The organism is Saccharothrix sp. (genome assembly GCF_031180885.1).
Taxonomy (GTDB): Bacteria; Actinomycetota; Actinomycetes; order Mycobacteriales; family Pseudonocardiaceae; genus Actinosynnema.
Genome location: NZ_JAPSLK010000082.1, coordinates 1 through 24565 on the forward strand (window position 1 = coordinate 1; position 24565 = coordinate 24565).

Sequence of the window (24565 nt, forward strand, 5' to 3'; positions counted from 1 at the left end):
GAGGCAAAGACCACGCCATCACCTTATCCACCCAGTCCGCCCACCCGACCCTTGGCCCTCAAGCGGCCGCACACGTCCAACCAGCCGATCATCCTGCCACTTAAGTAAGCGGCATTGCCCTTCGGGCGGGCCATACGGGGATGACACAAGCAAGAAGCCCAAGTTGAGGTGTGTCCACTCGGCGGACTGCCCGCTCGCAACGGCGAACTGCCCGCTGGGCGCGGCGGGCCGGGCTGGTGGGGCGGGGCGGGGCGGGGTGGTTGGTGGCGCGGCGGGCCGGCTGGTGGGCGGGCCAGGGTGGCTCGTGGCGCGGGTCGGGTGGCTGGTCGGCACGGTGGGGTGGCCGGTCGTGGGCGTGGTCGGTCGTGGGCGTGGTCGGTCGTGGGCGTGGCGGAACCGGGGCGGTGACTGGCCCACCGCCCCGGTTCGGCGCCACCGGTTACTGCGTCGGCGGCGGGTACTGGCCGGGTCGCGGTTGGGGCTGGACCGGAGACCCGGCCGGAGGCGTGGGCATGTTCTGGGTGGGCGTCTGCTGGCCGCCGGTCGGGGTGCCAGGGGTGACCGGGGTGCCAGGGGCGCCGGAAGCGCCCGGCGTGGACGCGCCCGAGCGGGAGGCCGCGTGGGCCGGGGTCTCGGTCGGGCGGGGGACCTGCTGGGTCGGGGTCTCGGCCGTCCGGCGCATGTCCTCGCGGCCGCGCTGGTAGGCCTCGGCCTGGGCCTTCGCCTGCGGGACCTCGTTCTCCGCCTTGGTCAGCCAGCCCTCCCAGCGCTGCTGCATGGGCCTGACCAGGCCGCCGCCGACACCCACGACGGCGATGCCGCCGATGGTCGCCAGGAGCGTGATCAGGATCGGCATGGTGACGGTGGTCGCGATGCCCATCTGGTTCAGGGCCGCGATCACGCCGAGGCCGATGATGAACCACGACGCGACGTTGGCCACCATCCGCCCGTAGGACAGGCCGCCCAGGGCGCGCGACACGATGTCCTTCACGGCGGTCGCGATGGCCGCCGCCACCACGACGATCACGATCGCGACGATCGCCCGCGGCAGCCACGCCACGATCTCGGTCAGCAGGTTGCTCACCGGGTTCGACCCGAACAGCCCGAACGCGATCTGCAACGCGATCAGCAGCACCGCGTAGTACACGATCTGCGCGACCAGGCCCGACGCGTCGAACCGGGACCGGGCCAAGGCGTCACCGATGCCGCCGCGCTGCACGGCGCGGTCGAAGTGGACGCGTTCCAGCACCTTGTTCACCGCGGCGCGGAGGACGCGGGCGACGATCCACCCGATCACCAGCACCAGCAGGAAACCGACCAGTTTCGGCAGGAACGTCACCACGGACCGCAAGGCGTCACCGGTGGCCTCACCGATGCCTTGGGCCTGCGCCGTCTGCACGGCGAGCAGGGCGTTCATCGTTCGACCTCCTCGGGGGAGTGGTTCGTCTCACCGAACCGGTTACCCGAGGTGGTCGGTTCAAACCCCTGGTAGTCCCACCTGCCGCTGCCGTTCGACGTGCACCACGCCGGGCACCTCGCGCAGCGCGAACACGCCCTCCGCGGGCACCGTCCCGGTCACCACGCCGAGCGCGTCCAGGACGCGGTCGACCGCCATCCCGGCCCGTTCCAGGGCCGGGACGACGGTCGAGGGAGCAATACCGTCGGCGACGGTGACCGCGACGGGGACCACGTCAGGGCGCCTGCACGAGGCCCGCTCCCGCGTCGGTGGCGGGCACGCCCAACCGGCGGGCGGACTGCATCAGGCGTGCCCACAGCTCCCAGCCGCGCGCGTTGTGCTGCTGGGCCATCAGCGCGGCCACGCCCGCCACGTGCGGGGTCGCCATGCTGGTGCCCTGGATGCGCTTGTGCAGGGAGTCGCCGGACTTGCCGTTCCAACTGGAGTACACGTTCACGCCGGGCGCGACCACGTCGACCTGGCCCACGGTGTCGACCGTGCCGCACGAGAAGAACGCCACCGCCCGCTGGTCGTCGATGGCCCCCACGGCCAGGATGGACGGGCAGTTCGCCGGGTGGCCGACCGGGGCGATCTTGTCCGGCCGCCGGCTCTCGTTGCCCGCCGCGGCGATGATCAGGGTGCCCTTGGACAGGGCGCGCCGGCCGACCGTCTCGTAGACCTGCGAGTACGGGGTGCCGGGCCGGACGGCCGAGCCCAGGGACATGGAGATGACCGCGCACCCGTTGTTGAGCGCCCAGTCGATGCCGGCCAGGATGCCGCCGTCCGAGCCGAAGCCCGCGTTGGACAGCACCTTGCCCGCGTAGATGTCGGCCTCGTAGGCCACGCCGTAGCCCGGACCGCCGGACGCGGGCTTGCGCGGACCCGCGGCGGAGCCGATGCAGTGCGTGCCGTGGCCGTGCGCGTCGTCCACGGTCTCGCCGGCGATGAACGACTGGGTGAGCACCGTGCGGCCGGCGAAGTCCGGGTGGTTCACGGTGAAGCCGGTGTCCAGGACGGCGAGGCGGACGCCCTTGCCGGTGGCGGTGCTGATGTTCGCGCCTACGGCCTGCAGGCCCCACGTGAACACGGACTCGTCCACGGCCGCGGTCACGTTCTCCTGCGCGGGCGCGGCGAGGGCCTGCACGACGCGCTCGGGTTCGACCAGCGCGATGGGACCCGGTGCCTCGACGGCCGCGGCCAGCGCGTTCACCTGGTCGGGCTGCGCGTTGACCACGGCGACGCCGAGGTTCGAGTAGATGACGCCGTCGACGGTCCCCAGCGACTCGGCGGTCGCACCCTCGAGCGTGCTCGCGGTGCGGATGCCGGCCACGGACGACAGCTCCCGGGCGCCCGCGGCGGCCGACCCCTCGTCGATCAGGACGAGGTAGCGGCCGGTCGTGGTGTCGGTCGGTTCTGGCATGACGACCCCCTTGGGTTGGGCAGTCAGGTGTAACCCCGCGACGCGCTCGGGCTCAAGCGGCCGTTCGTGGGTGCTTATGCCTTACGGGAGAACCGATGTGTGATTGAGATACAGATCAAGCCGTCGCCGGTTCCGTGCCACGCTTTCGGGTGAATTTCGCGAGTGGTTCGACGACCCGCGCCGCGACCGGTCCGAAGACCGCCATCAACAACACGTAAGCCGTCGCGAGGGCCGCCAGTTCGCCGTCCACACCGCCAGACGCGACCGCCAGCGACGCGATGACGATCGAGAACTCACCCCGTGCGACCAGCGCCGCACCCGCCCGGGCGCGCCCCAGCCGGCCGATGCCCTGCCGCTTGGCGGCCCACCAGCCGGTGGCCACCTTGGTCAACGTCGTGACGACCGCCAGGACGATGGCCAATGCCAATACGGGTGGAATCGAGGCCGGGTCGGTGTTGAGCCCGAAGACGACGAAGAACATCGCGGCGAAAAGATCGCGCAGCGGTTCCAGCATTCGCGTCGCGTTCTCCGCCGTCGACCCGGAGATCGCGATTCCGAGCAGGAACGCCCCCACCGCCGCCGACACCTGCAACTGCGCCGCCACGCCCGCCACGAGCAGCGCCGCGCCGAGCACCTTGAGCAGGAAGACCTCGGGGTCCGGGCTGTCCACCAGCGCGGACACGTACTTGCCGAAGCGGAGGGCGATGATCAAAACGACGGTGATCGCGAGCAGCGAGATGCCGACCGCGCTCAGCCCGCCCAGGAAGCTCACGCCCGCCAGCACGGCGGTCAGGATCGGCAGGTAGACCGCCATCGCCAGGTCCTCGAAGACCAGCACGGACAGCACGACCGGGGTCTCCCGGTTGCCCAGCCGGCCCAGGTCGCCGAGCACCTTGGCGATAATCCCCGACGAGGAGATGTAGGTGACGCCCGCCATCGCGAGCGCGCCGACCGGTCCCCAGCCGAGGATCAGCGCCGCGATGGCGCCGGGGGCCGCGTTGAGCACGATGTCCACGACACCGGCCAGCCACGACCGCTTGAGGCCGGTCATCAACTCGGCCGCCGAGTACTCCAGGCCGAGCAGGAGCAGCAGGAGGATGACGCCGATCTCGCCGGCGATGTGCGTGAAGTCCTCGATGCCGTGCAGCGGGACGAGCCCGCCCTGACCGAACGCCAGGCCGCCGATCAGGTAGAGGGGGATCGGCGAGATGCCGATCCGCCAGGCCATCTTCCCGAGCAGGCCGAGTCCGAAGAAGACGGCGCCGAGCTGGACCAGTGCGATCGCTGTGTTGTGCAAGTGCTCAGCCGTCCAGAATGTCCGCTGTCTTGGCCAGGCCCTCGGCCGTGCCGACCACGACCACCAGGTCCCCGCCCGTGAACACGAAGTCCGGGCGCGGCGACGGGTGCACCGAGCCCGCGCGCACCACGGCCACGATGGACGAGCCGGTGCGGGTGCGCAGCTCGGTCTCGCCGAGCGTGCGGCCGTCGAACGTCGAGCCGGGCACGATCGGGAACTGCCGGGTGGAGATGCCCGCGACGTCCCGGTGCTGCTCTTCCAGGTGCGCGACCAGCTGCGGCGCGCCGAGCAGGCCCGCGAGGGTGCCCGCCTCCGCCGGGGTCAGCGGGATGGAGGCCGCGCAGTCGTCGGGGTCGTCCTTGCTGGACACGATCAGCTCGAACTTGCCGTCCCGGTGGGTGATGACCCCGACGCGGCGGCCTGCGCGGATCGTGAAGTCCTGGCGGGTGCCGATTCCCGGCAAGGGCGTGACCTCGACGTTCATGAGATCGATAGTAGTGGGATGACTGATCGGGTACGGGCCGTGCGCAGCGGCTGGGTGGTGCGGGACCGCGTCCCGGGGCCGGACGTGGACGAGTTCGCCGAGCCGGAGCGGGTGGTCGAGGCGTTGGCGGGGTCGCGCGGCCGGACCCTGCTGGCCGTCCAGCACCCGCACCGCACGCCCGACGCGTTGGCCGCCGGGTTGAGCCTGGTCGACGCCCTGCCCCGGGCACAGGTCGAACTCGCCCACCTGTGCCGGACGGCTTATCGGCGGGTGGAGGACGTGGTTGCGCCTTATCGGGTGGATGGTCCGGACGGGACTGCCTACGGGCTGTTGTGCATGGCCGATCCGGCGGCGGTCGGGCACACGGAGGAGGTGTATCCGGACGTGGTCGCCGAACGGGCGCGGGTGTTGTCCGGGTTGGGGTGCGTGACGAGTGCGGCGCTGCTCGTGCCGGTCGGTGCGTCCGAGCTGACCCGGCTGGTGGCGTCGTTCGACACGCCGGCGGACGTGTCGATGGTGGATCCGAGCGGGCGGCGGCACTGGCTGTGGGTTGAGGGGCCGGGTCCGCGTCAGGAGGCGTTGCTGGCCGCTGCCGGCGCGCACCCGTTGATGGTCGCCGATGGGAACCACCGGGTGGCGGCGGCTGCGGCGGCCGGGTTGCCGGGGTTGTTGGCGCTGGTCACGGCCGGTCCGGACGTGCGGGTGGGGCCGATCCACCGGGCGTTGGTGGGGACCGGGTTGTCGTTGGAGGACCTGGCGACGGCTTGGCGTGCGTTGGGGTTGTGCGTGGAGTGGGCCGATGTCTCCGCCCGGCCGTCGCCCGGGGTGGTGGTCGCGGTGTCGGGGGCGCGGGCGTTGCGTGTGGTGCTGCCGTCATCGGGTGTCGATCACGCGTTCGTCGAGTCGGACCTGCTGGAGAAGGCGTTGGGCTTGGACTCGGAGAGCCCGCTGGTTCGGCCTGTGACGGCCGGTGCGTTGGTCGATGCGGATGCTGTGCTGTTGATCGCTCCGGTGCCGTTGGAGGACGTTCTCGCCGTGCACGCGGCGGGTGGGCGGATGCCCCGGAAGAGTACGTATTTCACGCCGAAGCCGCGTTCTGGACTGCTGTTGGCCGACCTGACCTAGTCTCGGGGCCATGGCGGTGAGGGCGATTCGCGGCGCGACCCAGATCGAGGCGGACGAGCGGGACCAGGTGCTGGAGGCCACGGCCGAGCTGGTCCGCGAGGTGCTGGAGCGCAACGGGCTGACGGCGGAAGACCTGATCAGCGTGGTCCTGACCGCGACACCCGATGTGGTGTCGGAGTTCCCCGCTTATGCGGCGCGGATGGCCGGGCTGGCGGACGTGCCGCTGCTGTCGGCTACGGAGATCGATGTGCCTGGGGCGATGCCGCGGGTGATCCGGCTGCTGGCGCATGTCGAGACGGACTTGCCGCGTGCGTCGGTCAAGCACGTCTACCTGCGTGGCGCGGCCGGGTTGCGCACCGACCTGAGCCGGTAAGGGTGTGATGTGCCGCACCAGGCACAATTGGGGGGTTGCCGGCCCGTTCGAGTGAGGAGACCCCCGGTGGGACACGGTGAGCTGCGTGGCGTGGTGGCCCTCGACGGGCCTTCCGGCACCGGCAAGTCCTCCGCCGCGCGCCGACTCGCGGCCACCCTGCGTGCCCGCTACCTGGACACCGGGGCGATGTACCGGGCGATCACGCTGGCCGTGCTGCGCGCGGGGGTCGACCCGACCGACGAGCAGCGGGTCGTCGAGGTCGCGCGGGCGGTGAAGCTCACCCAGACCGACGACCCGGACAACTCGACCACGTTGCTCGACGGGGTGGACGTCGGCGCCGAGATCCGGGGACCCGAGGTGACGCTGGCCGTGTCGCCGGTGTCCGCGGTCGCGCAGGTGCGCGAGCTGCTGGTCGAGCACCAGCGGGCGATCATCGCGGACGCGCTGGAGAGCGCGGGCGGGATCGTCGTGGAAGGCCGGGACATCGGGACCGTGGTCGCTCCCCAGGCCGAGCTGAAGGTGTACCTGACCGCCGACGCGGAGGCGCGTGCCCAGCGGCGGACCAAGCAGGACAACGCCTCCGGGCGCGCGGCGAACGTGGACGCGGTCCTGGCCGACGTGCAGCGGCGGGACGCCTACGACTCGTCGCGCCAGGTGTCGCCGTTGCGGCCGGCCGAGGACGCGGTCGAGCTGGACACCACCCCGCTGGACCTCCCCGGCGTCGTCGCGGCCCTGGTCGACCTGGTCGAGCAGCGCGGGCTGCGGGTCGTGGCGGTGGGTGGGTGAGCGGCGCGCTGCCCCCGGAGGGGTGGCCCTGGCTGACCGACGTCGGCCGGTGGATCGCACGGGGGCCGTTCGCGTGGGCGTTCCGGCTGCGGGTCTCGGGGCGGGACCGGTTCCCCCGGCGCGGGCCGGTGGTGGTCGTCGCGAACCACAGCTCGATGGTGGACGGGCCTATCCTGTTCGGCGTACTGCCCCGTCGTGTGGTCTTCTTGATCAAGCAGGAGATGTTCCGCGGCTTCGCCGGGTGGGGCCTGCGCCGGATCGGCCAGCTGGCCGTCCGCCGCGGCGAACCCGACCGCGCGCCGCTGCTCGCGGCGCAAAAGGTCTTGCGCGAAGGCGGTGTCGTCGGGGTGTTCCCCGAGGGCACGCGCGGCGCGGGCGACGTGGCGCAGGCGCAGCAGGGCGCGGCGTGGCTGGCGCGGACGACCGGTGCGGTGGTCGTGCCGGTCGCCACGCGGGGCACCCTGCGCCCAACCGGGACCGGGCGAAGGTTCCGACCGGTGGTGGACGTGCTGGTGGGTGAGCCCTTCGAGCTGCCTTCCGACAAGGGTCGGCAGGCGCTGGAGAAGGCCACCGAGCAGGTCCGCGACCGCTTGGCCACGCTGGTGGCCGAGCTGGACAGCAGGCGGAGTGGAGAAGCGCGATGACGGACTTGGACGGCACCTGGGCGGACGAGTCCGAGTGGACCGCGTTCGACGACGAGTCGATCGACGGTGACGAGGAGGGCGGCGTCCCGCAGCCCGTGCTGGCCGTGGTCGGCCGGCCGAACGTGGGCAAGTCGACGCTGGTCAACCGGATCATCGGCCGCCGAGAGGCGGTCGTGCAGGACGTGCCGGGCGTGACCCGCGACCGGGTGGCGTACGACGCGCTGTGGAGCGGCCGGAAGTTCACCGTGGTGGACACCGGCGGCTGGGAGCCCGACGCCACCGGCATGTACGCCTCGGTCGCCGCGCAGGCGGAGCTCGCCATGTCGACCGCCGACGCGATCCTGTTCGTGGTGGACGCGACCGTCGGCGCGACGACCACCGACGAGGCCGCGGTGCGCGTGCTGCGCAAGTCCAAGCGGCCCGTGCTGCTGGTGGCCAACAAGGTCGACGACGAGCGGCTGATGGGCGACGTGGCGGCGCTGTGGTCGCTGGGGCTGGGCGAGCCGATCCCGGTGTCCGGCCTGCACGGCCGCGGGTCCGGCGACATGCTCGACCGCATCCTGGAGGCGCTGCCCGAGACGCCGCGCGAGACTTTCGCGTCCGGTGCCGGCGGTCCGCGGCGGGTGGCGCTGGTCGGGCGGCCGAACGTGGGCAAGTCGTCCCTGCTCAACCGCCTGACCGGCGAGGAGCGGTCGGTGGTCGACTCGGTCGCGGGCACCACCGTGGACCCGGTCGACTCGCTGGTCGAGCTGGACGACGAGGTGTGGCGGTTCGTCGACACGGCGGGCCTGCGCAAGCGGGTGAACTTCGCCTCCGGCGCCGAGTACTACGCGTCGCTGCGCACCAAGGCGGCCATCGAGTCCGCCGAGGTGGCGATCGTGCTGCTGGACGCGTCCGAGCCGATCAGCGAGCAGGACCTGCGGGTGCTGACCATGGTCGTGGAGTCCGGGCGCGCGTGCGTGCTGGCGTTCAACAAGTGGGACCTGGTCGACGAGGACCGGCGGCACGCCATGGTGCGCGAGCTGGAACGCGGCCTGGTGCGGGTGCCGTGGGCGGAGCGGATCAACATCTCCGCGCTGACCGGCCGGGCCGTGCGCAAGCTCGCGCCCGCCCTGCGCACCGCGTTGACCTCGTGGGACACCCGGGTGCCCACCGGACGGCTGAACTCGTGGCTCAACGACCTGATCGCGGCCACCCCGCCGCCGGTGCGCGGCGGCAAGCAGCCGAAGGTGCTGTTCGCCACCCAGGCGGGCACCCGGCCGCCGACGTTCGTGCTGTTCACGACCGGCTTCCTGGAGGCCGGGTACCGGCGGTTCATCGAGCGCAAGCTGCGCGAGGAGTTCGGCTTCCAGGGCAGCCCGGTGCGGATCTCGGTGCGGGTGCGGGAGAAGAAGCCGCGGAAGTGATCGGTTGCCCCGGCATGCGGAATGCGGTTGCCTGACGGCGTGCCGGTGCGATTGGTCCTCGCGGACGACGAGCCGCTGCTGCGGCGGGGTCTGCGGGTGCTGCTGGAGGTGGACGGTCGGGTCGAGGTCGTGGGGGAGGCGGCGGACGGGGCGGGTCTCCTGGACGCCGTGCGCCGACATCGGCCCGACGTGGCGCTGGTGGACGTGCAGATGCCGGGCATGGACGGCCTGTCCGCCCTACGGGCTCTGCTGGCCTGGTCAAACCCGCCCGCAGTGGCCGTCCTGACGACGTTCGACCTGGACGACTACGTAACCACCGCGCTGGACCTGGGCGCACAGGGCTTCCTCCTCAAGGACGCCGAACCAGACGCGTTGATCCGCGCGGTCGTCGACCTGTCCTCCGGCGGCGCGGTGTTGGACCCCCGAATCACCGCCCGCCTGCTCCCGAAGCTCCGCGGCGCAGGTCGCCTACGCGACAACCCGCACCTCAGCGCCCTGAGCGCCCGCGAACGCCAGGTCCTGGCCCTGATCGCCAACGGGCAGTCCAACAGCACCATCGCCGGCGAGCTGGGCCTGAGCGAGGCCACGGTCAAGAGTTACGTCTCCACGGTCCTGACCAAGCTCGGCGTGGAGAACCGCGTCCAGGCAGCGCTGGTCGCGCACCAGGTGGGTGGTACGTGGTCATCATCGTCATAGAAGCCCTGGCCGTGGCGATCCCCGCCGCCATGGTCTTGCTGTCCGACCAGATCCCCTACACCTGGTCCATCCCCACAGCCCTTGCCGCCTGCGCCCTGCTCCCACTCCGCCGCCGCCGGCCCCTGGTTTCTTTGCTCTTCTGCCTACCAGCCCTCCTGGGCGGCCTGGGCTGGCCTCCCACCGTCGTAGCCCTGTACCGAATCGGCCGAACCTCCTCCCTACGGGTGATCGCCCTCTCGGTGACGTTGACCACAGTCCTGCCCGCCACCCTCGTGGTCGCCACCCAAACCCTGACCCTGGGCGCGGTCCTCCTCACCTACTCCTTCACCCTCTTCATGTCCGGCGCTCCAGCAGCCCTGGGCGCCCTGATCACGACCCGCCAGGACCTGACGACGAGCCTCGAAGCCACCAAATCCGCCCGAGCCGCCGAGCTGGAGGCCCGCGAGCAGTCCGCACGGGCGTCGGAACGAGCCCGGATCGCCCGCGAGATCCACGACGCGGTAGGCCACCACGCCACCCTCATAGCCGTCGAATCAGCCGCCCTGGCCGCCACCACCACCGACGAGGCAACCCGCGAAACCGCCAACCGCCTCCGCTCCCTGGCCAAGGAATCCCTCTCCGAGATGCGCACAGCGCTGGGCCTCCTCAACACCGACCCACCGCAGACCTACGCCTCCATCCCGGCCTTGGTGGACCGAGCCCGAGCCGCCGGCCTGACCATCCGCCTGGACGACCGCTCAACCACCCCCATCCCACCTTCGATCAGCAGGGCAGCGTTCCGCGTGATCCAGGAGGCCCTGACCAACGTCACGAAGCACGCCCCGGGTGCCCCCGTCCAAGTCCGCATCCTCGACACCGACAACACCCTCACCATCAAGGTCACCAACGGCCACCCCACCACCCCCGCGCCGAACCCGTCCCCAGGCGGCGGCAAGGGCTTGGTGGGCTTGTCGGAGCGCGTGAGCCTGGTAGGCGGCACCCTGACCACCACCCGCCGCGACGACGGCGGCTTCGACCTGACGGCGACCCTCCCCCTGACCCGTCCGTCGAAAGTTGACACAGATGACTCGACTTTCGGCGGTAGTGCACGAAACCCGGCGAACGCATAGTTGGCAGGCGTCGATCCGGGGGAAACAGGGTCAGACCGAGGGGAACCCGCAGAGGTCCGCCCACCCGCGGACCTCTGCGCACCCCTCCCAGATCCACAACCGGGGGGCCGCTGTCGGGGGCCCGTTGTGGGTGCGCTAAGCTATCCGCGCACCCCACAACGGGAGGTGCGGCCGGGACGTGGCGCAGTTTGGTAGCGCACTTGACTGGGGGTCAAGGGGTCGCAGGTTCAAATCCTGTCGTCCCGACGGTCTGAAGGAGCCCGCTGGCTCTGGGTATAACCCAGGTCAGCGGGCTTTTTCACGTTGCGATGTGGATCTTAACTTGGTCGCGAAACGGTAACATTGCGATCTTGGTGAACGCTGATTAGGAGCGAAATCAGGAGCGAGTCGCTCCAGATCTTTGACCAGGGCCAAATGGGGTCGTCCCGAACGGGTGAATCCGGCCAACTGCTCCCAACAACCACCCGTTCGCGTGAACCGCAGGCAACCTGCGCCGAACGATCCAAGCCAGCCCCAACCTGCCGGTGTTGCCTCCGTCCGGCCGGAACCGACGCGTCCGGGCGTAGACCGTCGGTCGCTGCGCTATGGCACCTCGGTCCTAATTCCTACGTCTGTCCTGCCACGCTTCCTCGCTGCGGTCAGGGCCGAGACGTGCGGTGATGCCACTGGGTGCGCAGGTTCGAATTCTCGGCAGGACACCACGCAGACCTGCGCACGGCCGACCAGCGGCTTTCACCCGGCCGCCTTGTCATCGAGGGCCGCTTCGAGGTCGCCGAGCCTGGCGGGCAGTTCCAGTGACCACTTCACCCCGTCGGAGCGAGAGCGGCGACGACCGCGTCGTTCGGACCGTAACCTTGATCATCGGGACAGTTGTCGCGCTCACCTTCATCTTCGGGTTCGGAAACGTCCTCAGCCTGGCGCTGCGACTTGGCGTCCCTCCCTGGGTGGCGCCGCTAGTGGCGCCCGCCGTTGACCTCTCCGCACTCGGAGTGCTCCTCGCAACACGACATTTGGCACTTGCCGGCGCCGGAACTGATCAGGTCCGACCCGCCCGAAGGCTCTTGGTCTTCGCGAGCGCGGTGACGCTGGCGCTCAACGTCGCGGACCCGTGCCTGCTCTGACTGACAACCCGACCATGATCGGCATCGGCCCCTCGTGACGTCGAGCCCTCGGCGGAGGGGCGGTCGACTCGGACAAGGGATCGGCGGAGCGCCGTAAACCTGAGGAAGGTTCATCGACTGCATCATGAACGTCGCATCAGCGCTCGGCCGCCACGCCACACACCGACCCGCCTCGTCGCCGACCGCTCCCAGTTGGTCGCGCAGCGAGCAGAGGCGTGTGTTGCGAGCGCGTGTCCCCGAGATTGTCGTACCCCTCTGGCAGGCTTGTCGGACAGTCGGAACCCGGAGGTAGAGGAGGGACCGCCATGGAGGAGGACGCCCGCGATCCGCGGCGGCGGTTCAACTCGACCGAGCGCGTGGCGCTCTACCTGGCGGCCGGGGGCCACTGCGAACGCTGCGGCACCGAGTTGGAACCGGGGTGGCACGGTGACCACGGCCGACCGTGGGCCGGGGGAGGCCCTACGGATGTGACTAACGGCTGGGCTTTATGTCCGCCGTGTAACCGGATCAAGGGAGCCAAGTTGGCGGAGTGGACCGGCGCCGAGCTGCGTGAATGGCAGCGGGAGGCACTGAATGCGTACCTGAGCCGTAACCAAAAGGACTTCCTCGCCGTCGCCACCCCAGGTGCCGGTAAGACCACCTTTGCCCTGCGCGTAGCACACGAACTCCTCGTCGCTGGCGAGGTCGCACGGATCGTGGTCGTGGTGCCCACCGAACACCTCAAGGTTCAGTGGGCCAACAGCGCCCACGCCTGCGGAATCGCCCTCGACCCGTCCACGAAGAACGCCGACGGCTTGGAGAACCACTCCGACTACCAAGGCGCCGCTCTGACCTACGCGCAGGTCGCCTCCACCCCTCACCTGCATCGACTCGGTTGCGGACGCCGAAGGACCCTGGTCATCCTCGACGAGATCCACCATGCCGGTGAAGAGAAGGCATGGGGGAGCGCCATCGAGTCCGCCTTCGAATCGGCTCAGCGGCGCCTGACGATGTCCGGCACCCCCTTCAGGTCGGACAACAACAAGATCCCCTTCGTCACCTACGGCGCTGACGGGAAGTCCAGGGCAGACTTCACCTACGGCTACGGTCGCGCCATCCGGGACCAGGTCTGTCGACAGGTCGACTTCCACTTCTACGACGGCGAGATGAAGTGGATGGGGTCGGACAGCGTGACGTCGTCCGCGAACCTCTCCGCCGAGTTGCAGAAGAGTGACAGGTCCGCCGCGCTGGAGACCGCGCTGGAGCCCAACACCGGGTGGATGCGCAAGTTGCTGGTACACGCCGACGATGCCTTGAAGGACCTGCGCGCCGAAGTGCCCAACGCGGGCGGCCTGGTGATCGCCTACCGCGGGGCTCAGGCTCGCGCCTACGCCGACATGCTCAAGGACATCACCGGCGAGATGCCAACCGTGGTGCTCAGCGAGGACGGTCCGGAGGCGAACGCTCGGATCGAGGCGTACTCCAAGAGTCGGAACCGCTGGTTGGTCGCGGTGAGGATGGTGTCGGAAGGCGTCGACGTACCGCGACTGGCGGTGGGCGTGTACGCCACGCAGACCAAGACGGAGATGTTCTTCCGGCAGGCAGTCGGCCGGTTCGTCCGTCGCAAGCCCGACGAAGAACACCCCGCGTTGATCTTCGCCCCGGCCATCAGCCCGCTGCGCATCATGGCTGCTCAGGTCGAGAAGGAGATCCAGCATGAGCTGAACCTGGAGCAGGAGGAGTTCGACAAGAACTCCGACGAGAACACCGAAGGACAGCAGGTCCTGGAGCTGTTCGCTCGAATTCCGATCGCGGCGTCCGACCCGAAGTTCGACCGGGCAATCCACGGCGGCGAGGAGTACACGCCGGAGGAGAACGAGTACGCGCATCGGATGCTCCAACAGTACGGGTTCCCCACCACCGCCCTCTCGTCCATGCGGCGTATGGTGCGCGAACAACTCGGTGTCCCCCAGGCGAAGGTCACCATCGAACGACCGGCGCCAGCCGCCGCCGCTCCAGGTACTCCAGCTTTCCGTCTGAAGAAGATCCGACGGGATGAGCTGAGCCGGCTCTCGCGCCGGATCGGCATCGTGACGGGGATGCAGCACGCGATCGTCCAAGGCAAGATCAACGAAAACATGGGTGTCAGGACGCGGGCCGCTGCCAACATCAAGCAACTGGATGCAGGGGTGGCCTTCGCCCTTCGGTGGCTGAAGGAGATCACGTGACCGAGTCGAGCCCGCTTCGAGCCCGCGGTGGACTGATCGACGCGTTGTCATCCACCGTGGATCGAGGCGGGCACGGTTTGACCCACACGCCGGCGCTGCTGCGCAGGGTGCTGGAGGAGCAGGCGTGGCGTGAGTTCGAGACCGTACGAGGTGAACACGTTACCCACGCCGACTTCCTCGACTTCGTCACCACTCCACCGCTCAAGGGTCTAGGAGCGACCGTTGATCTCGTTCGTCGTCTGATCGCTGACGATCAGACGGCGCTGGATCTGCTTAACGAGGCACTTGACGGCAGCAAGGACGATCCCCGCAGGAGTCCTGTGCCTCAAGGCGGCTCCGAGATGCCAGAGGGCGGGGTCACCCTATCGGTGAGTGCCACACAGGCTGCCGCTCTGCGGCGACTTAGTCGGGACGCTCCTGAACTGCACCAGCAGGTGATCGCTGGTCATCTCAGCGCGAATGCCGCCATGATCCAGGCTGGATTCCGCGCTCGGACGGTCAGCATCCCCATCTCGCGTCCGGAGTCGGCTGCCCGTGCGCTTCGACGCAAACTCAACGCTGACGAACTCGCGCAACTGATCAAGTTGTTGAGTGAGGAAGACTGACAGCATCTGCGGTGCGGGCGCAGGGGTGCAGGTGGCACGGGCGCTCACTCCGCGGGCTTCCGGCCCGTACGCGAAAGACGAGCGCCGCGCCCTCAAACGCCGCAACGCCCCCCCAGTGCCCGCAGCAGCGCCTGCCGCGGTCATCGCTTCGGGTGGTGTACAGCGCTGGCCGACGCTCGGAAGGAGCGGGTGGCCCTATGGTGCGCCGCATGCACGCCGTGTGTGACCACTGGATGCTCGCCGCCGGGGAGCGGTGCGGACGCCCAGCCGGGCACGAACCTCCGCACCACCCCCGGTCGCTCGTACAGGAGCCTCTTGACCACCAGGGAACGGCACCGTCACCCGCCAAGACCCGGCAGCCCGGTGCAACGGCGAGCCGGACCGACAAGGGCGGGAAGCCGCAGCGTTCTCGGAAGCCGGGTCGGCGGCGGAGGATCGGCTCCACTGGCGCGGTGGACCGCGGCAGGACCGCCGGGCTGGATCAGGGCACAGGCTCGCGGCAGCAGGGAGATTCCCAGAGCCGTGTGCGGGTCTACGCGAAGACCGGAGGAACCTGTGCGGCGTGCAGCCGATCCTACGGGCAAGGCGCGGCGTTGGGCCGCGTCCGTGATGGCTGGGGCCACCAGCAGTGCGCCGACATCATGGCCGAAACCGGGCGCATCCGCGCCGGTGAAACGTTCCGCGGCCGGCAGCCGTCCACGTGGCGACGCGGTGCGGGGCCGTCTAAGACACGCAGCCGCTACGACGACCTCAGTACGTGCTACGCATAGCCTGGCCGCAATAGCTGCGCGCCCCGCACGCCGATGCGGTGAGCAAGGCGCGCAGCTGTCCACGGCTTGGTCGGTCAGATGACCTGGACGATCTTGGCCGAGTCGTCCAGCCACACTTGGTGCTCGCCGGTATCGGCCAGCACGGTGAGGCAGAACCGCTCCCGGCCGGGCTCGCCGACCTCGTGCCACCAGTCGTAGGCGGCGACTACCTCGTCCCACAACCGGCGCGGCCCGAGCTGCAGCACCGTCCACGGTGCCGGGCGGTGAGGTCGGCATCGACCCGGGCGTAGGACTGGGTGACGGCGTCGTCCAGCAGCCTGGCGCCGGGGATGAGGTCCACGGCGCGCAGGGGCCGTCGACACACCAGTCGCGGTCGAACCATCGCTGCACCACCGAGGCGATCTTGTCACGGTCGGCGTCGTACCACTGTCAACGCGACCCGGCCATCGCCTCAGATCGATCTTGGCGTGCATCCGGCCTACCCTGCGTCGACGATCGACTGCTCTCGACGGGCACTGGCCGCCCTTGCTGGCAGAGAACCGACCGGACTTGTGTTCCGACACACGGCCCAAGCGGGTCTCGAATTCCGCTGCCGCGTCCGGCTTTTGGCGGTGCTCAGGACCGGCCGCCGCGCTGATCTTCGTTCTCAGCCGGGTCGAGGCGGTCGTGGTGGGACTCCCGGGTCTGGATCACAGGATGGGGAGGGACGGGGTCCTCGTCAGGCACGTCGAACGTGCCGTAGGCCTGGCCCGCCGCCTCTTCGAGGTAGGTCACGTGCTGGGGCCCCAGGCTGCTTTCGTGCGCCTGTTCCCGGCTCAGGAAGTCCTGGACGTAGCGGGCGTCCACCGTGATGTCGCCGGTGAGGTTCCAGGATCGGCCTTGGAAGACCAGGTCGCCGGTGACGATCAGCGGGAGGCGGTTGCGGTGGGCGAGGATCGCGTGGTCGTAGTCGGTACCGCTGAGTGGGATGTGGACCTTGCGCGACCGACCTTTGACGTCGGCCGACAGCACGATCGTGGTGGCGTCCGGTTCCTCTTCGCCGACCTCCTCGCGATTGAGCGAGCGAACTCTTCCGACCAGGGTCTCCCGGCGCGGGGGCTCTTCACGACGGGTCAGCCGTTCCCGGACCCGCGGCAAGCCCGCCATGATGTCGCGGTTGACGATGACCGAGGACGGGACGTCCGGGCGCGGCTCGGCGCTGGCCCAGCCGAACGACAGGTCCAACGTGCGCAGGGTGTCAGGCTCGGTCAGGTTGACCATCGACTCGACGAGGCTGGCGCTCAGCCCGAGTTCGGCGGCGTTGTCGAGCGCCCTCTCGTCCCAGTGGGCGGCGAGGTCCCGGGCGGCGCCGAGGCCTCGGGCGAGAGTGGTCGTGACCTGGCGCGGGAACGCGACCTGAGCGGTGCCGTCGTCCTTCGAGGGAAGCGGATCGCCGAGCCGAGTGACAACGGTGAACACGAAGCTGCCGCGCTTGGTATGGCCGAGCCGGACATCATCCTCGAGGAAGTGGTTGACGACGTCAGCACGCCGCCCGCGGTGTGAGTGGGTCGGGTCCCAGGCGGTCGTCGCGGCGGCCTTCATCATCTGGAAGACACCGTCGAGCGCTTCCTCGGCCTGCCGGAACGGGATCGTGCCGTCGATCATCTCCTGGTCGAACCGGACGAAGAACAGGTCCGCGCGAGTGGCTGTGATGCGTTCGGCGAGGTGGTCCGGGTCCCAGGCGTAGACGGTCGCCAGGGCCTTCAGCGTGTCGCTAAAACGCAAGTCGAAGTCGACGTAGTCGGTGGCGAGAGGAAGCATGATCCGGGCTCTGTCGCCCGCCAGCCGCCAGATTTCTCGCACGTCCGGGACCTGGGACTCCAACTCCCAGTCGTTGGCGGCGAGGTACTGCTGGACGGTGGTCGGGTTCAACGCGGCGGCCAGTTCGCGGTAACTGTCGACTGTGGGGCTGCTCACCACGAACCTCCCTCGCCGTCGCCGATCCTCTGCATGATGCCCTTCAAACTCTCGACATCGAAGAGGTTACTGCGCGGTAAGTGAACTGTCTTGCTGGCCCGCCCCTCCTCGATGGACCCGAGCTTGCTGGAGTGCTCCCAGTACATCCGACTCGCGCTGACCAGGCCCTCGTCGCTCAAGTCCAGCCAACCGTCGTGGTTCTCCGGAACGAGCAGCACCCCCAGGAGCGCCCCGTTGAAGCGCTTCGGGTTGATGAGTTTGAGGAAGGGGTCCCGCTCCATCGGCCACGCCAGATGATCGTCTCGAAGCAGCCTGTGCTGGGTGGTGCACTTGAGCTGGACGTCGATCGAGGGGCAGTACCACGTCAGGTAGTCGGCCGACGCCGCAATGGTGACATCGACGCCGTCATAGTCGGTCGCGTGTTCATTGACTGAACACCCCGCAGCGGCAGCGATCATCCGCAGGAAGCCTAGGCTGAACTGTTCCTGGCGTGCGGATGGCGTAAGCCCACCATCCCGAATCCGGGGTACCGAAGCTCCGGTGTCGTCGTCATACACCATAGGCCCCCTCCTGGCATCCGGACGGCTGCACATTAGGCGGAGTCAAGATCCATCGACCCCCTTCCTCCGGCTCAACCACTCGATCGGGGGAAGCGAGCCCGTGATTTGCGGGTACACCTGGTTACGCTTAGTGGTCATGGCCGACCTGATCGATGAGGCCCGTCGGATGCCCGACGCGGCGATCCGCTTCGCCCAAGGGGTGTCGATGGTGAGGACGCCCGACCACCTGGTGCCCCTGCGCACCCTGGTTCGCGAACGTCACGCCGCCACGCTCGGAGCTGTCCACACGGCGCTCTACGAGCGGTTCGACCGGACGCGCGACGACTACCTCAACGTCTTTCGCGCCGCTGCGGAAATTGCCGTGATGGAGCAGGTCGGCGCGTTCACGCTCCCGGTAGCCGACCGGCGCCTGCTCCGCGAGCTATGGGAGGCCTTGCTCCACGCGCGGTGAACACCACGCGCTGGCGGGTGCTTGCTCGTCACCGCTCGTGGTCGGGGTCCTCGTCCGGTCGAGCGGCGGCGAGTTGGTCGCGAAGTTCGCGTAGGTCGTCGGCGCTGCCCCAACTCCGGAAGCCTAGGAGGTCAGGTGCAGTGCACGCGGAGTACGTCGGCGATCTGCGGCGCCCCTACCCAGCGGTCAGGGCCGGGCTCCAGGTTGACCTCGGCTTGGGGCGGTCCGTTTCACGCGATGTTGTCCTGTGCCGGGTAGATCCGCAGCGTGGTCGCGGCGGGATCGGCACGACCCGGTCACCAACACGGATCGCCATCACCTGGGGGTCGTCCCTTGCGTCCGAATCGACACGGACCTGGTCGGGCACCGCAGCGACCCCGGCGGCGGCGAGGTGGGCCAGCACGGCGTCGGTGAGCCTGTCGCTCGCGGCGATAATCCGGGCGCGGCGCTCGATATTGCGGCCGTCGGCATCGACGGCAGGGGGTCGTTTACCACCACAACGCGGACGCCACGATGGAAGGTGTGGCAGCAGTGGCACTGACCGTGTCGATCATGAGCGGTCTTTCGCCTTTCACGGCAAACCGGCAACCGAACTGCTGCTTCAACCCGCGCTGGCACGCCGCGGCGATCGCTGTGACGACTCCCCGACGGTAAGTGCCGACCCGGTACACCACAAACAACCCCTCACCCGCACGGGTCACGAGCCTGTCGATCTCCGCAGCGCGCGGAATTCGGCACAAGGCGATGAACCGGCGACGCTGTTCGCGGCGGCTAGACGGGCAGTGGTGCCGTTGGAGGTGTCGTTGAAGGTGGGGTCCTGGTCGTAGGAAGGACGGTCGTGGTGTCGCGTGCGTTACCGGGGTCTCGTCCCAGATGGCAATGTGTCCGGGCCGCGGTTCGCCGGGTGGATCCTGGTGACGCTAGCGATCCGAGTTCGTGGTGGATGTTGCCTCATCAGCCTATGACGGATTGCCCCTGCTGTGGTTGCCTCAGACGGTGACCGTTCCCGGGCCAGCGCGGAGATCGTCAGCGGGAACCCGATCACATCAGAGGTCGGGCGGGTACTGGAGCCGCTGGAGAACACCCCGGAACTCCTCCGGTGTCATGCCGCCTCGGAGGAAGCCGTTGGTCAGTGCGGATAGGCCGTGGGACGGGTCGCTATCCAGGGCGTTGTCCAGCGCGGCTGCGGCGAGTGGGCCGTCGCCTTGCGTGTATGCGCAGATCGCGAACAGGCTGAGGTTTCGGCGCGCCAGGGCGCGGGTAGCTCGCGCATCAAGGTGAGCCAACACTTGCTGAGCTGTCCTCGACCTCTTGCCGGTGCAGAGCTTGAGAAGCCTGTCGCGGATGTTGTGCAAGGTGAGGTTCCATCCCATCTCGATGATCTCGTCTTCGCGGAGGTGCAACTCGTTGCGCTGTGCGTGTGTGATCGCGTCGTAGATCAAGTGCGCGTTCGTCTTGAGGTTGTCCCGGAGGAGGTCGTCGAGGCGCTTCGCCCGTGTGTGCAAGATCTCGGGGGTGGCGTGTGGTGCGACGGATCGCGCCACGTCTTCGCGGCTGGCGTAAGCGATCAGTCCTGCGTAGGCGCATTTCGCGGCGAACACGGTGGAGTTTGGTCGGGTAGGACGCCGTGCTCTGTCGCCTCGTAGGCGCGCCATTGTGCGCCGACGGTGGTTGCTGCGGCCCAGTTGACGGAACCGACGGTGATGCCACCTTCTCTCAGTCGCCGGACCAGTTTGTGCAGGAGCGGCTTGAACGGCGGCTCCACCGACTGACGTCCCTGTGGACCTGTCACGACCGCGACGAGGTGGAGGGTGTCCGCCGGCACCGGGTGCACTCCTTCGACCAGGTGCTCCACGAACTCGACTTCATCGACAGTTGGAGGGAGGTCGGTTCGGAGGGCCCTGGTGACGACGCCGGTGTCGTAGTTCGTGACGACTAGTACCAGTGAGTCGGCAGGGTGGAAGCCCAGAAGGTGCGGTATGGCGGCGATGAAATCCCCCGGGTCGGAGACCTGTTCGTAGTCGTTGGTGCTCACCGTGGCCCCTCGTCTCGGGTCGATGGATGCCTGGGCGGCGTCATGGCACGTGGTGAACCTGCCGGTGCGTTGGATGCGCGGCCGGAGGTGTTGCGCATGGGGTGTCATGCCGCGGGTAGGCCGAGGAGACGGCCGGGTGCGGGGCGGTTGGCGGCGAGGTCGAGTGTTCCGAGGTTGGTGAGTGCGGTTGTCCAGCGGTGTTGGAGGACGTTGAGGATTTTGGTTTCGATTTCGGGTGCGACGTGGGCGTAGATTTCTTGGATTTTGTCGGGGAGTTTGTGGCCGAGGCGGCGGGCGCGGCCGACGTCGGGGATGCCGTCGGCGATGAGCCAGGTGTTGTGGCTGTGGCGTAGGCCGTGGAAGGTCAGGCGGGGTTTGACGGGGTGGACGCGGATGGGTGGGTCTTGGCGGTGGTGGTTGCCGTCGGCGGCGGGGCGCATGGCGCGGCGGGAGAAGTTGGAGCGTCGAGGGTGTTGGAGTTCGGGCGTGACGAAGAGGTGGGGGTGGTCATGCAGGGTGAGGGCGTAGCGCCACATCTCGACCAGGAACGGCGGAAGGGTGACCGTGCGGGCGGACTCGGCGGTCTTGGGCGGGCCGAGTTCGAACTGGCCGTTGATCTCGTGGAGGGCGCCGATGTCAGGGTCGATGGTGAAGCAGCCGTCGCCTAGGTGGATGTTGCCGCGTTGGAGTCCGAGGAGTTCGCCCCAGCGTGCGCCGGTGTAGGCGGCGCTGATGATGAGGATCGCGGCCCACTCGCCGGCGAGGGCGGCGGCTTGGATGGCGATGCGGAGGACGTGTTCGGGGGTGGCCCAGACGGTCTCGGGGCGGCGTTGGTGGCGGCGTCGTCCTCGGCGGCGGGGGCGGATGGGGTTGATGGGGATGATGCCTTCGTCGGCGGCGTCGGCGAGCATCATGTTGAGCAGCTTCATGATGGTCTTGACCGTGCTGTCGGCGAGACCTCGGGCGCGGAGTTGGGCGGCCCAGGTGTGGGCGGCGAGGTTGCCGATGTCGTCGAACGGTACGCCGGCCCAGCGGGGGACGATGTGATTCTTCGCCAGGCTGCGGTATTGGGCCAGGGTGGTGGGGGCGACGTCGATGGAGTCGAACCAGGGTTCGACCCACTCGCCGAACTCGGTCTGGCCGGCCGCGGGGTCGTACTGTCGGCCGAGCTGACGTTCGGTGTTGATGCGGTCGGCCTCGGCGTCGGCGGCTTCTTTATCGGGGAATCCGGAAACTGATCCCAACGTGCCGTCGTCGCGTTCGTAGCGCACCCGCCAGGAGTTTCTCCCGGACCGTTCTGAGTATGCCATCGTCGGAGGTCTTTCGGTTGCCGTCGGTGTTGACGAACATATGGATGCATTGTGTTCGCGGGGTGGTCAAGCGCGTCGTCGTGTATTGCCGGATCGGATTACAGGGCCTTGGTTTGCTCGGGGTGGCTGGTGGCTTGCCGTTGCGATTTCCAGGAGGTCCTGGCGGGTGAAGCGGAGGTGTTTTCCGAGGAAGCGGCAGGGGACGGCGCGGGCGGCGGCTCGGCGGCGCAGCCAGGAGGGCCGGACCTGGAGTAGGGCTGCTGCTTGTTCGGGGGTGTAGAGGATCGGCTCGTCGGCGTCGGTGTTGTTCGGCGCGGTGGGGGTGGTGTCTTCGGGCTCGGTGGGCCGGGATGGCGTCTCGTGCTTCGGCTCGGTGATGGTGGAAGCCACCGGTGTGGTGGTGCGGGTTGGTGTCGGCGGTTGCGGGGGACGGGGGCGTAGGCGGCTGGGTGCGCGTCGCGGTGTGGTCATGCTGCGCTCGCAAGGGTTTCGGTGTGGTGTGGTGGTGGGAGGGTGTGGGTGGCGCGGTGGTGCCAGGCGAGGGCGAAGCGCAGGCAGTTGGCTTCGCTGCGGTGGGTGGGGGTGCAGCCGGGTTGGTGGCGGCCAGTGAAGCTCCAGGAGAGGGAGTCGGAGCTGGTGATGGTGTCGGCGTAGCGGGCGAGGCCGGTGAGTTTGATGCCGAAGCCGTGGAGGCGGTAGCCGCGTGCGGTGAGGGACCGCATGATTTGTTCGACTTCGCGGGTGTGTTGGCGGCGGCAGACGCTGCCGACGCCGACCAGTGGGAGTGCGGCGAGGTCGATGCCGTGGTGTTCGTAGAGGTCGGCGCAGCGGTGGTAGTCGCCGGGGGATTGTCCTTGTAGGACGGGGATGATCGGTAGTTCGGGTGCGAGGTCGCGGAGTTGTCGGTAGTTGGTGACGGTGCGGTGTTGGTGGGTGTGGAGGCTGAGGCCGGTGCGTGCGCGGACGTGGGGTTCGCACATCCAGTCCTGGGGTGCGGCCCAGTCAAGGTTGTCGATTTCGGTGGCGTAGCGGCGGACGGCCTGGGCGTAGGTGGCGGCGTCGGTTTGCCAGTGGCCGTGGAGGGAGAGTTCGGTGAAGCCGCCGGAGTCCAGGGCCCAGGGGTGGTGGCGCGCGGGAAGGTTCTGCGGCCGGTGAGGCGGCGGTGGGAGACGAGCAGGGGGATGCCGAGGTTGCGGCCGAGCCAGGACGGTTGGTGGGTGCCGAGGTAGAGCTTCATCGCCGTCGTACTCGGCGGGCGGTGCAGAGGGCGGCGAGAGCGAGCAGGGTGGCGGCGGTCTTGCCCACCAACTGGCCCGGCAGCGCGGTGAGGGTGGCGAAGGCGAGCGGGACGAACACCGCGCTGTCGACGACCAGCCCGACGAGATTCGAGGCGACAAGGGCGGCAGGGCGGGAACGTCTGCGGAGTCGGGCGTAGACGGCGGTGTCGAGCAGTTCGGAGAGGGTGAACGCCGCGACGCTGGCGAGGGCGATTCGGGGTGAGGCGAGTAGAGCGGATAGCGCTGCGCCCGCTAGGAGTGCGGCGGTGAGGCCGACGGTGCCGAGTGTTTCGTGGATCAGGTCGCGTAGTGCGAGGGTGGCTCCGGCGAACAGGGTGCCTGCGGGCACGACAAGGCCCGTCACGGTCAGAGGTGGCCAGTGGGTGGAGGTCCAGTTCGCGGCGAAGACGGAGGCCAGGTAGGCCAGCGTCGTCAGCAGCACGGTGACCGGTGGGCCGGTTGGTGCGGCTGGGTCGTCGGTGGTCTTCATGCCGCCACCGCCTGCCCGGTCGCGGACGGATGGACGGCGAGCAGCGTGGCGAGGTCGTCTAGGAGCAGGGCGATGGCGTGGGTGGCTTGTTGAGGGACGACGCCGTTGCCGAGTGCGTGGAGTTGGGCGGTGCGGGGGAGGGGGAGGTGGGTGATCCAGCCTTCGGGTAGGCCCATCATCCATTCGACGATGGCGGGGTTGAGGACGGTGGCGTTGCGGTGTCCGGTGGTGGTGGGGTCGGGTGCTGGGCGGCCGAGGATGTGTTCCCAGTGTTGGATGGCGGGTTCGTAGCCGCCGAAATCCACGGTTCGGGGACGTCGTTCCAGCTGTGGAATTCGTGGGGCAGGATGCCGCAGGCCAGTTCCAACGCCTGCTCCAGACTCACGCCGGCCGGACCGCCCTGGGCCGCCGGCCGGCGGGCTCGTCGGACGCTGGTGCGTTTGGTGCCGGTGCGCGGGGTTGGCAGCAGGGCATAGGCAGCTGAGGGTAGGGAGGGATTGCCGTTGCTGTCGCGGTAGTTGGGTGAGCCACTGGTGGAGTCGCTCGCGCGTGGTGTGGGCAGGAGTTGTTGGGACAGGGGTGGACGGAAGCCGTGTCCGGCTTTGCGTCCGGTGGTTCCGGTGTCGCTGGCGCGCGGGGTGGGCAGCAGCGGCGGTGTGTTGGGGCCAGGCGAGGAGGAAGACGCGTTCGCGGCGGTGGGGTGCGCCGACGTCGCTGGCGTGGACGCTACGCCATGTTGTGTCGTACCCCGTCGCGGCCAGGTCCGCGAGTACTCGGTGGAGTCCTCCGTTGCGCCAGCGCAGCGCGGCGACGTTTTCCACGATGAGCAGGCGGGGTCGTAGTAGGCGAAGGGCTGCCACGATGTCGGTCCAGAGTCCACTGCGGGTGCCTTTCTCGATGCCGGCGCGTTTGCCGGCGGCGGAGATGTCCTGTCGCTCCAATGTCAGTCTGGGTGGGCCGCCTTCGTGGTGGATCACGACTCGGCGG

The 24565-nt window shown here is 69.1% G+C and carries 24 protein-coding genes, 1 tRNA gene and 2 pseudogenes; 13 read left to right on the forward strand and 14 right to left on the reverse strand.

Annotated features, from left to right (window positions below):
- Nucleotides 1–439: 439 nt before the first annotated feature.
- The 5 genes from RIN75_RS41160 to RIN75_RS41180 form a co-directional block, all read right to left on the reverse strand.
- Entirely contained in the window at nt 440–1417 is a 978-nt protein-coding gene (locus RIN75_RS41160) for a hypothetical protein (protein WP_309117541.1), read from the reverse strand.
- 60 nt (nt 1418–1477) lie between these two features.
- A complete protein-coding gene (locus RIN75_RS41165) occupies nt 1478–1690 on the reverse strand; it encodes a hypothetical protein (RefSeq protein WP_309117542.1) in 213 nt (70 codons plus the stop codon).
- A gap of 1 nt (nt 1691) precedes the next feature.
- Nucleotides 1692–2876 carry a S8 family serine peptidase gene (locus tag RIN75_RS41170; RefSeq protein ID WP_309117543.1) on the reverse strand — a complete coding sequence of 395 codons (1185 nt, stop codon included), beginning with the start codon at nt 2874–2876 and terminating at the stop codon, nt 1692–1694.
- 115 nt (nt 2877–2991) lie between these two features.
- A complete protein-coding gene (locus RIN75_RS41175) occupies nt 2992–4173 on the reverse strand; it encodes a cation:proton antiporter (RefSeq protein ID WP_309117544.1) in 1182 nt (393 codons plus the stop codon).
- Between the two features lie 4 nt (nt 4174–4177).
- Nucleotides 4178–4657, reverse strand: a complete 480-nt coding sequence (locus RIN75_RS41180) for a cation:proton antiporter regulatory subunit (protein ID WP_309117545.1) — start codon at nt 4655–4657, stop codon at nt 4178–4180.
- Between the two features lie 18 nt (nt 4658–4675).
- Here RIN75_RS41180 and RIN75_RS41185 point away from each other — a divergent pair, with 18 nt between their 5' ends.
- The 12 genes and pseudogenes from RIN75_RS41185 (at nt 4676) to RIN75_RS41240 (ending at nt 14729) form a co-directional block, all read left to right on the forward strand.
- The gene (locus RIN75_RS41185; RefSeq protein WP_309117546.1) at nt 4676–5782 is read left to right on the forward strand and encodes a DUF1015 family protein; all 1107 of its coding nucleotides are present in this window, start codon (nt 4676–4678) and stop codon (nt 5780–5782) included.
- 10 nt (nt 5783–5792) lie between these two features.
- On the forward strand, nt 5793–6155 hold the full coding sequence (gene aroH / locus RIN75_RS41190) for a chorismate mutase (protein ID WP_309117547.1): 363 nt from the start codon (nt 5793–5795) through the stop codon (nt 6153–6155).
- Nucleotides 6156–6221: 66 nt separating this feature from the next.
- Nucleotides 6222–6941, forward strand: coding sequence for a (d)CMP kinase (cmk, locus tag RIN75_RS41195; RefSeq protein ID WP_309117548.1), 720 nt, complete (start codon nt 6222–6224; stop codon nt 6939–6941).
- Nucleotides 6938–7585: a lysophospholipid acyltransferase family protein gene (locus RIN75_RS41200; RefSeq protein WP_309117549.1), complete on the forward strand. Its 648-nt coding sequence runs from the start codon at nt 6938–6940 to the stop codon at nt 7583–7585. The genes cmk and RIN75_RS41200 overlap by 4 nt, the downstream gene beginning before the upstream one ends.
- Nucleotides 7582–8991: a ribosome biogenesis GTPase Der gene (gene der, locus RIN75_RS41205; RefSeq protein ID WP_309117550.1), complete on the forward strand. Its 1410-nt coding sequence runs from the start codon at nt 7582–7584 to the stop codon at nt 8989–8991. Before RIN75_RS41200 ends, der begins: the two co-directional genes overlap by 4 nt.
- A 21-nt stretch (nt 8992–9012) precedes the next feature.
- Entirely contained in the window at nt 9013–9687 is a 675-nt protein-coding gene (locus tag RIN75_RS41210; protein ID WP_309117551.1) for a response regulator transcription factor, read from the forward strand.
- A complete protein-coding gene (locus RIN75_RS41215; RefSeq protein WP_309117552.1) occupies nt 9669–10796 on the forward strand; it encodes a histidine kinase in 1128 nt (375 codons plus the stop codon). Before RIN75_RS41210 ends, RIN75_RS41215 begins: the two co-directional genes overlap by 19 nt.
- Before the next feature lie 172 nt (nt 10797–10968).
- Nucleotides 10969–11042 (forward strand) — tRNA-Pro (locus RIN75_RS41220).
- Nucleotides 11043–11465: 423 nt separating this feature from the next.
- Complete coding sequence (locus RIN75_RS41225) at nt 11466–11594, forward strand: hypothetical protein (RefSeq protein ID WP_309117553.1); 129 nt, start codon at nt 11466–11468, stop codon at nt 11592–11594.
- Nucleotides 11595–11650: 56 nt separating this feature from the next.
- Nucleotides 11651–11905, forward strand: a pseudogene (locus tag RIN75_RS41230) (hypothetical protein); the annotation flags it as partial.
- A 317-nt stretch (nt 11906–12222) separates the two neighbouring features.
- Entirely contained in the window at nt 12223–14124 is a 1902-nt protein-coding gene (locus RIN75_RS41235; RefSeq protein WP_309117554.1) for a DEAD/DEAH box helicase family protein, read from the forward strand.
- The gene (locus tag RIN75_RS41240) at nt 14121–14729 is read left to right on the forward strand and encodes a hypothetical protein (RefSeq protein WP_309117555.1); all 609 of its coding nucleotides are present in this window, start codon (nt 14121–14123) and stop codon (nt 14727–14729) included. The genes RIN75_RS41235 and RIN75_RS41240 overlap by 4 nt, the downstream gene beginning before the upstream one ends.
- A gap of 844 nt (nt 14730–15573) precedes the next feature.
- Here the strand turns inward: RIN75_RS41240 and RIN75_RS41245 are convergent.
- From RIN75_RS41245 to RIN75_RS41255, 3 genes are all read right to left on the reverse strand, one after another.
- Nucleotides 15574–15744: a hypothetical protein gene (locus RIN75_RS41245; RefSeq protein ID WP_309117556.1), complete on the reverse strand. Its 171-nt coding sequence runs from the start codon at nt 15742–15744 to the stop codon at nt 15574–15576.
- Between the two features lie 370 nt (nt 15745–16114).
- Complete coding sequence (locus RIN75_RS41250; protein ID WP_309117557.1) at nt 16115–17455, reverse strand: hypothetical protein; 1341 nt, start codon at nt 17453–17455, stop codon at nt 16115–16117.
- Nucleotides 17452–18015, reverse strand: coding sequence for a DUF4365 domain-containing protein (locus RIN75_RS41255; RefSeq protein ID WP_309117558.1), 564 nt, complete (start codon nt 18013–18015; stop codon nt 17452–17454). The genes RIN75_RS41250 and RIN75_RS41255 overlap by 4 nt, the downstream gene beginning before the upstream one ends.
- 136 nt (nt 18016–18151) lie before the next feature.
- Here RIN75_RS41255 and RIN75_RS41260 point away from each other — a divergent pair, with 136 nt between their 5' ends.
- Nucleotides 18152–18466, forward strand: a complete 315-nt coding sequence (locus RIN75_RS41260; protein WP_309117559.1) for a hypothetical protein — start codon at nt 18152–18154, stop codon at nt 18464–18466.
- A gap of 1046 nt (nt 18467–19512) precedes the next feature.
- Here RIN75_RS41260 and RIN75_RS44335 read toward each other — a convergent pair.
- The 6 genes and pseudogenes from RIN75_RS44335 to RIN75_RS41295 form a co-directional block, all read right to left on the reverse strand.
- Nucleotides 19513–20609: pseudogene (locus RIN75_RS44335) on the reverse strand (DUF4192 domain-containing protein).
- Nucleotides 20606–21772 carry a site-specific integrase gene (locus RIN75_RS41275; RefSeq protein ID WP_309117562.1) on the reverse strand — a complete coding sequence of 389 codons (1167 nt, stop codon included), beginning with the start codon at nt 21770–21772 and terminating at the stop codon, nt 20606–20608. The pseudogene RIN75_RS44335 and the gene RIN75_RS41275 overlap by 4 nt, the downstream one beginning before the upstream one ends.
- Nucleotides 21773–21877: 105 nt before the next feature.
- Nucleotides 21878–22282 carry a helix-turn-helix domain-containing protein gene (locus tag RIN75_RS41280; RefSeq protein ID WP_309117563.1) on the reverse strand — a complete coding sequence of 135 codons (405 nt, stop codon included), beginning with the start codon at nt 22280–22282 and terminating at the stop codon, nt 21878–21880.
- Nucleotides 22279–22791 carry a hypothetical protein gene (locus tag RIN75_RS41285; RefSeq protein WP_309117564.1) on the reverse strand — a complete coding sequence of 171 codons (513 nt, stop codon included), beginning with the start codon at nt 22789–22791 and terminating at the stop codon, nt 22279–22281. The genes RIN75_RS41280 and RIN75_RS41285 overlap by 4 nt, the downstream gene beginning before the upstream one ends.
- Nucleotides 22792–23044: 253 nt before the next feature.
- Entirely contained in the window at nt 23045–23578 is a 534-nt protein-coding gene (locus tag RIN75_RS41290) for a VUT family protein (protein ID WP_309117565.1), read from the reverse strand.
- Nucleotides 23575–24555, reverse strand: coding sequence for a DNA cytosine methyltransferase (locus tag RIN75_RS41295; RefSeq protein ID WP_309117566.1), 981 nt, complete (start codon nt 24553–24555; stop codon nt 23575–23577). Before RIN75_RS41295 ends, RIN75_RS41290 begins: the two co-directional genes overlap by 4 nt.
- Between the last annotated feature and the right edge of the window lie 10 nt (nt 24556–24565).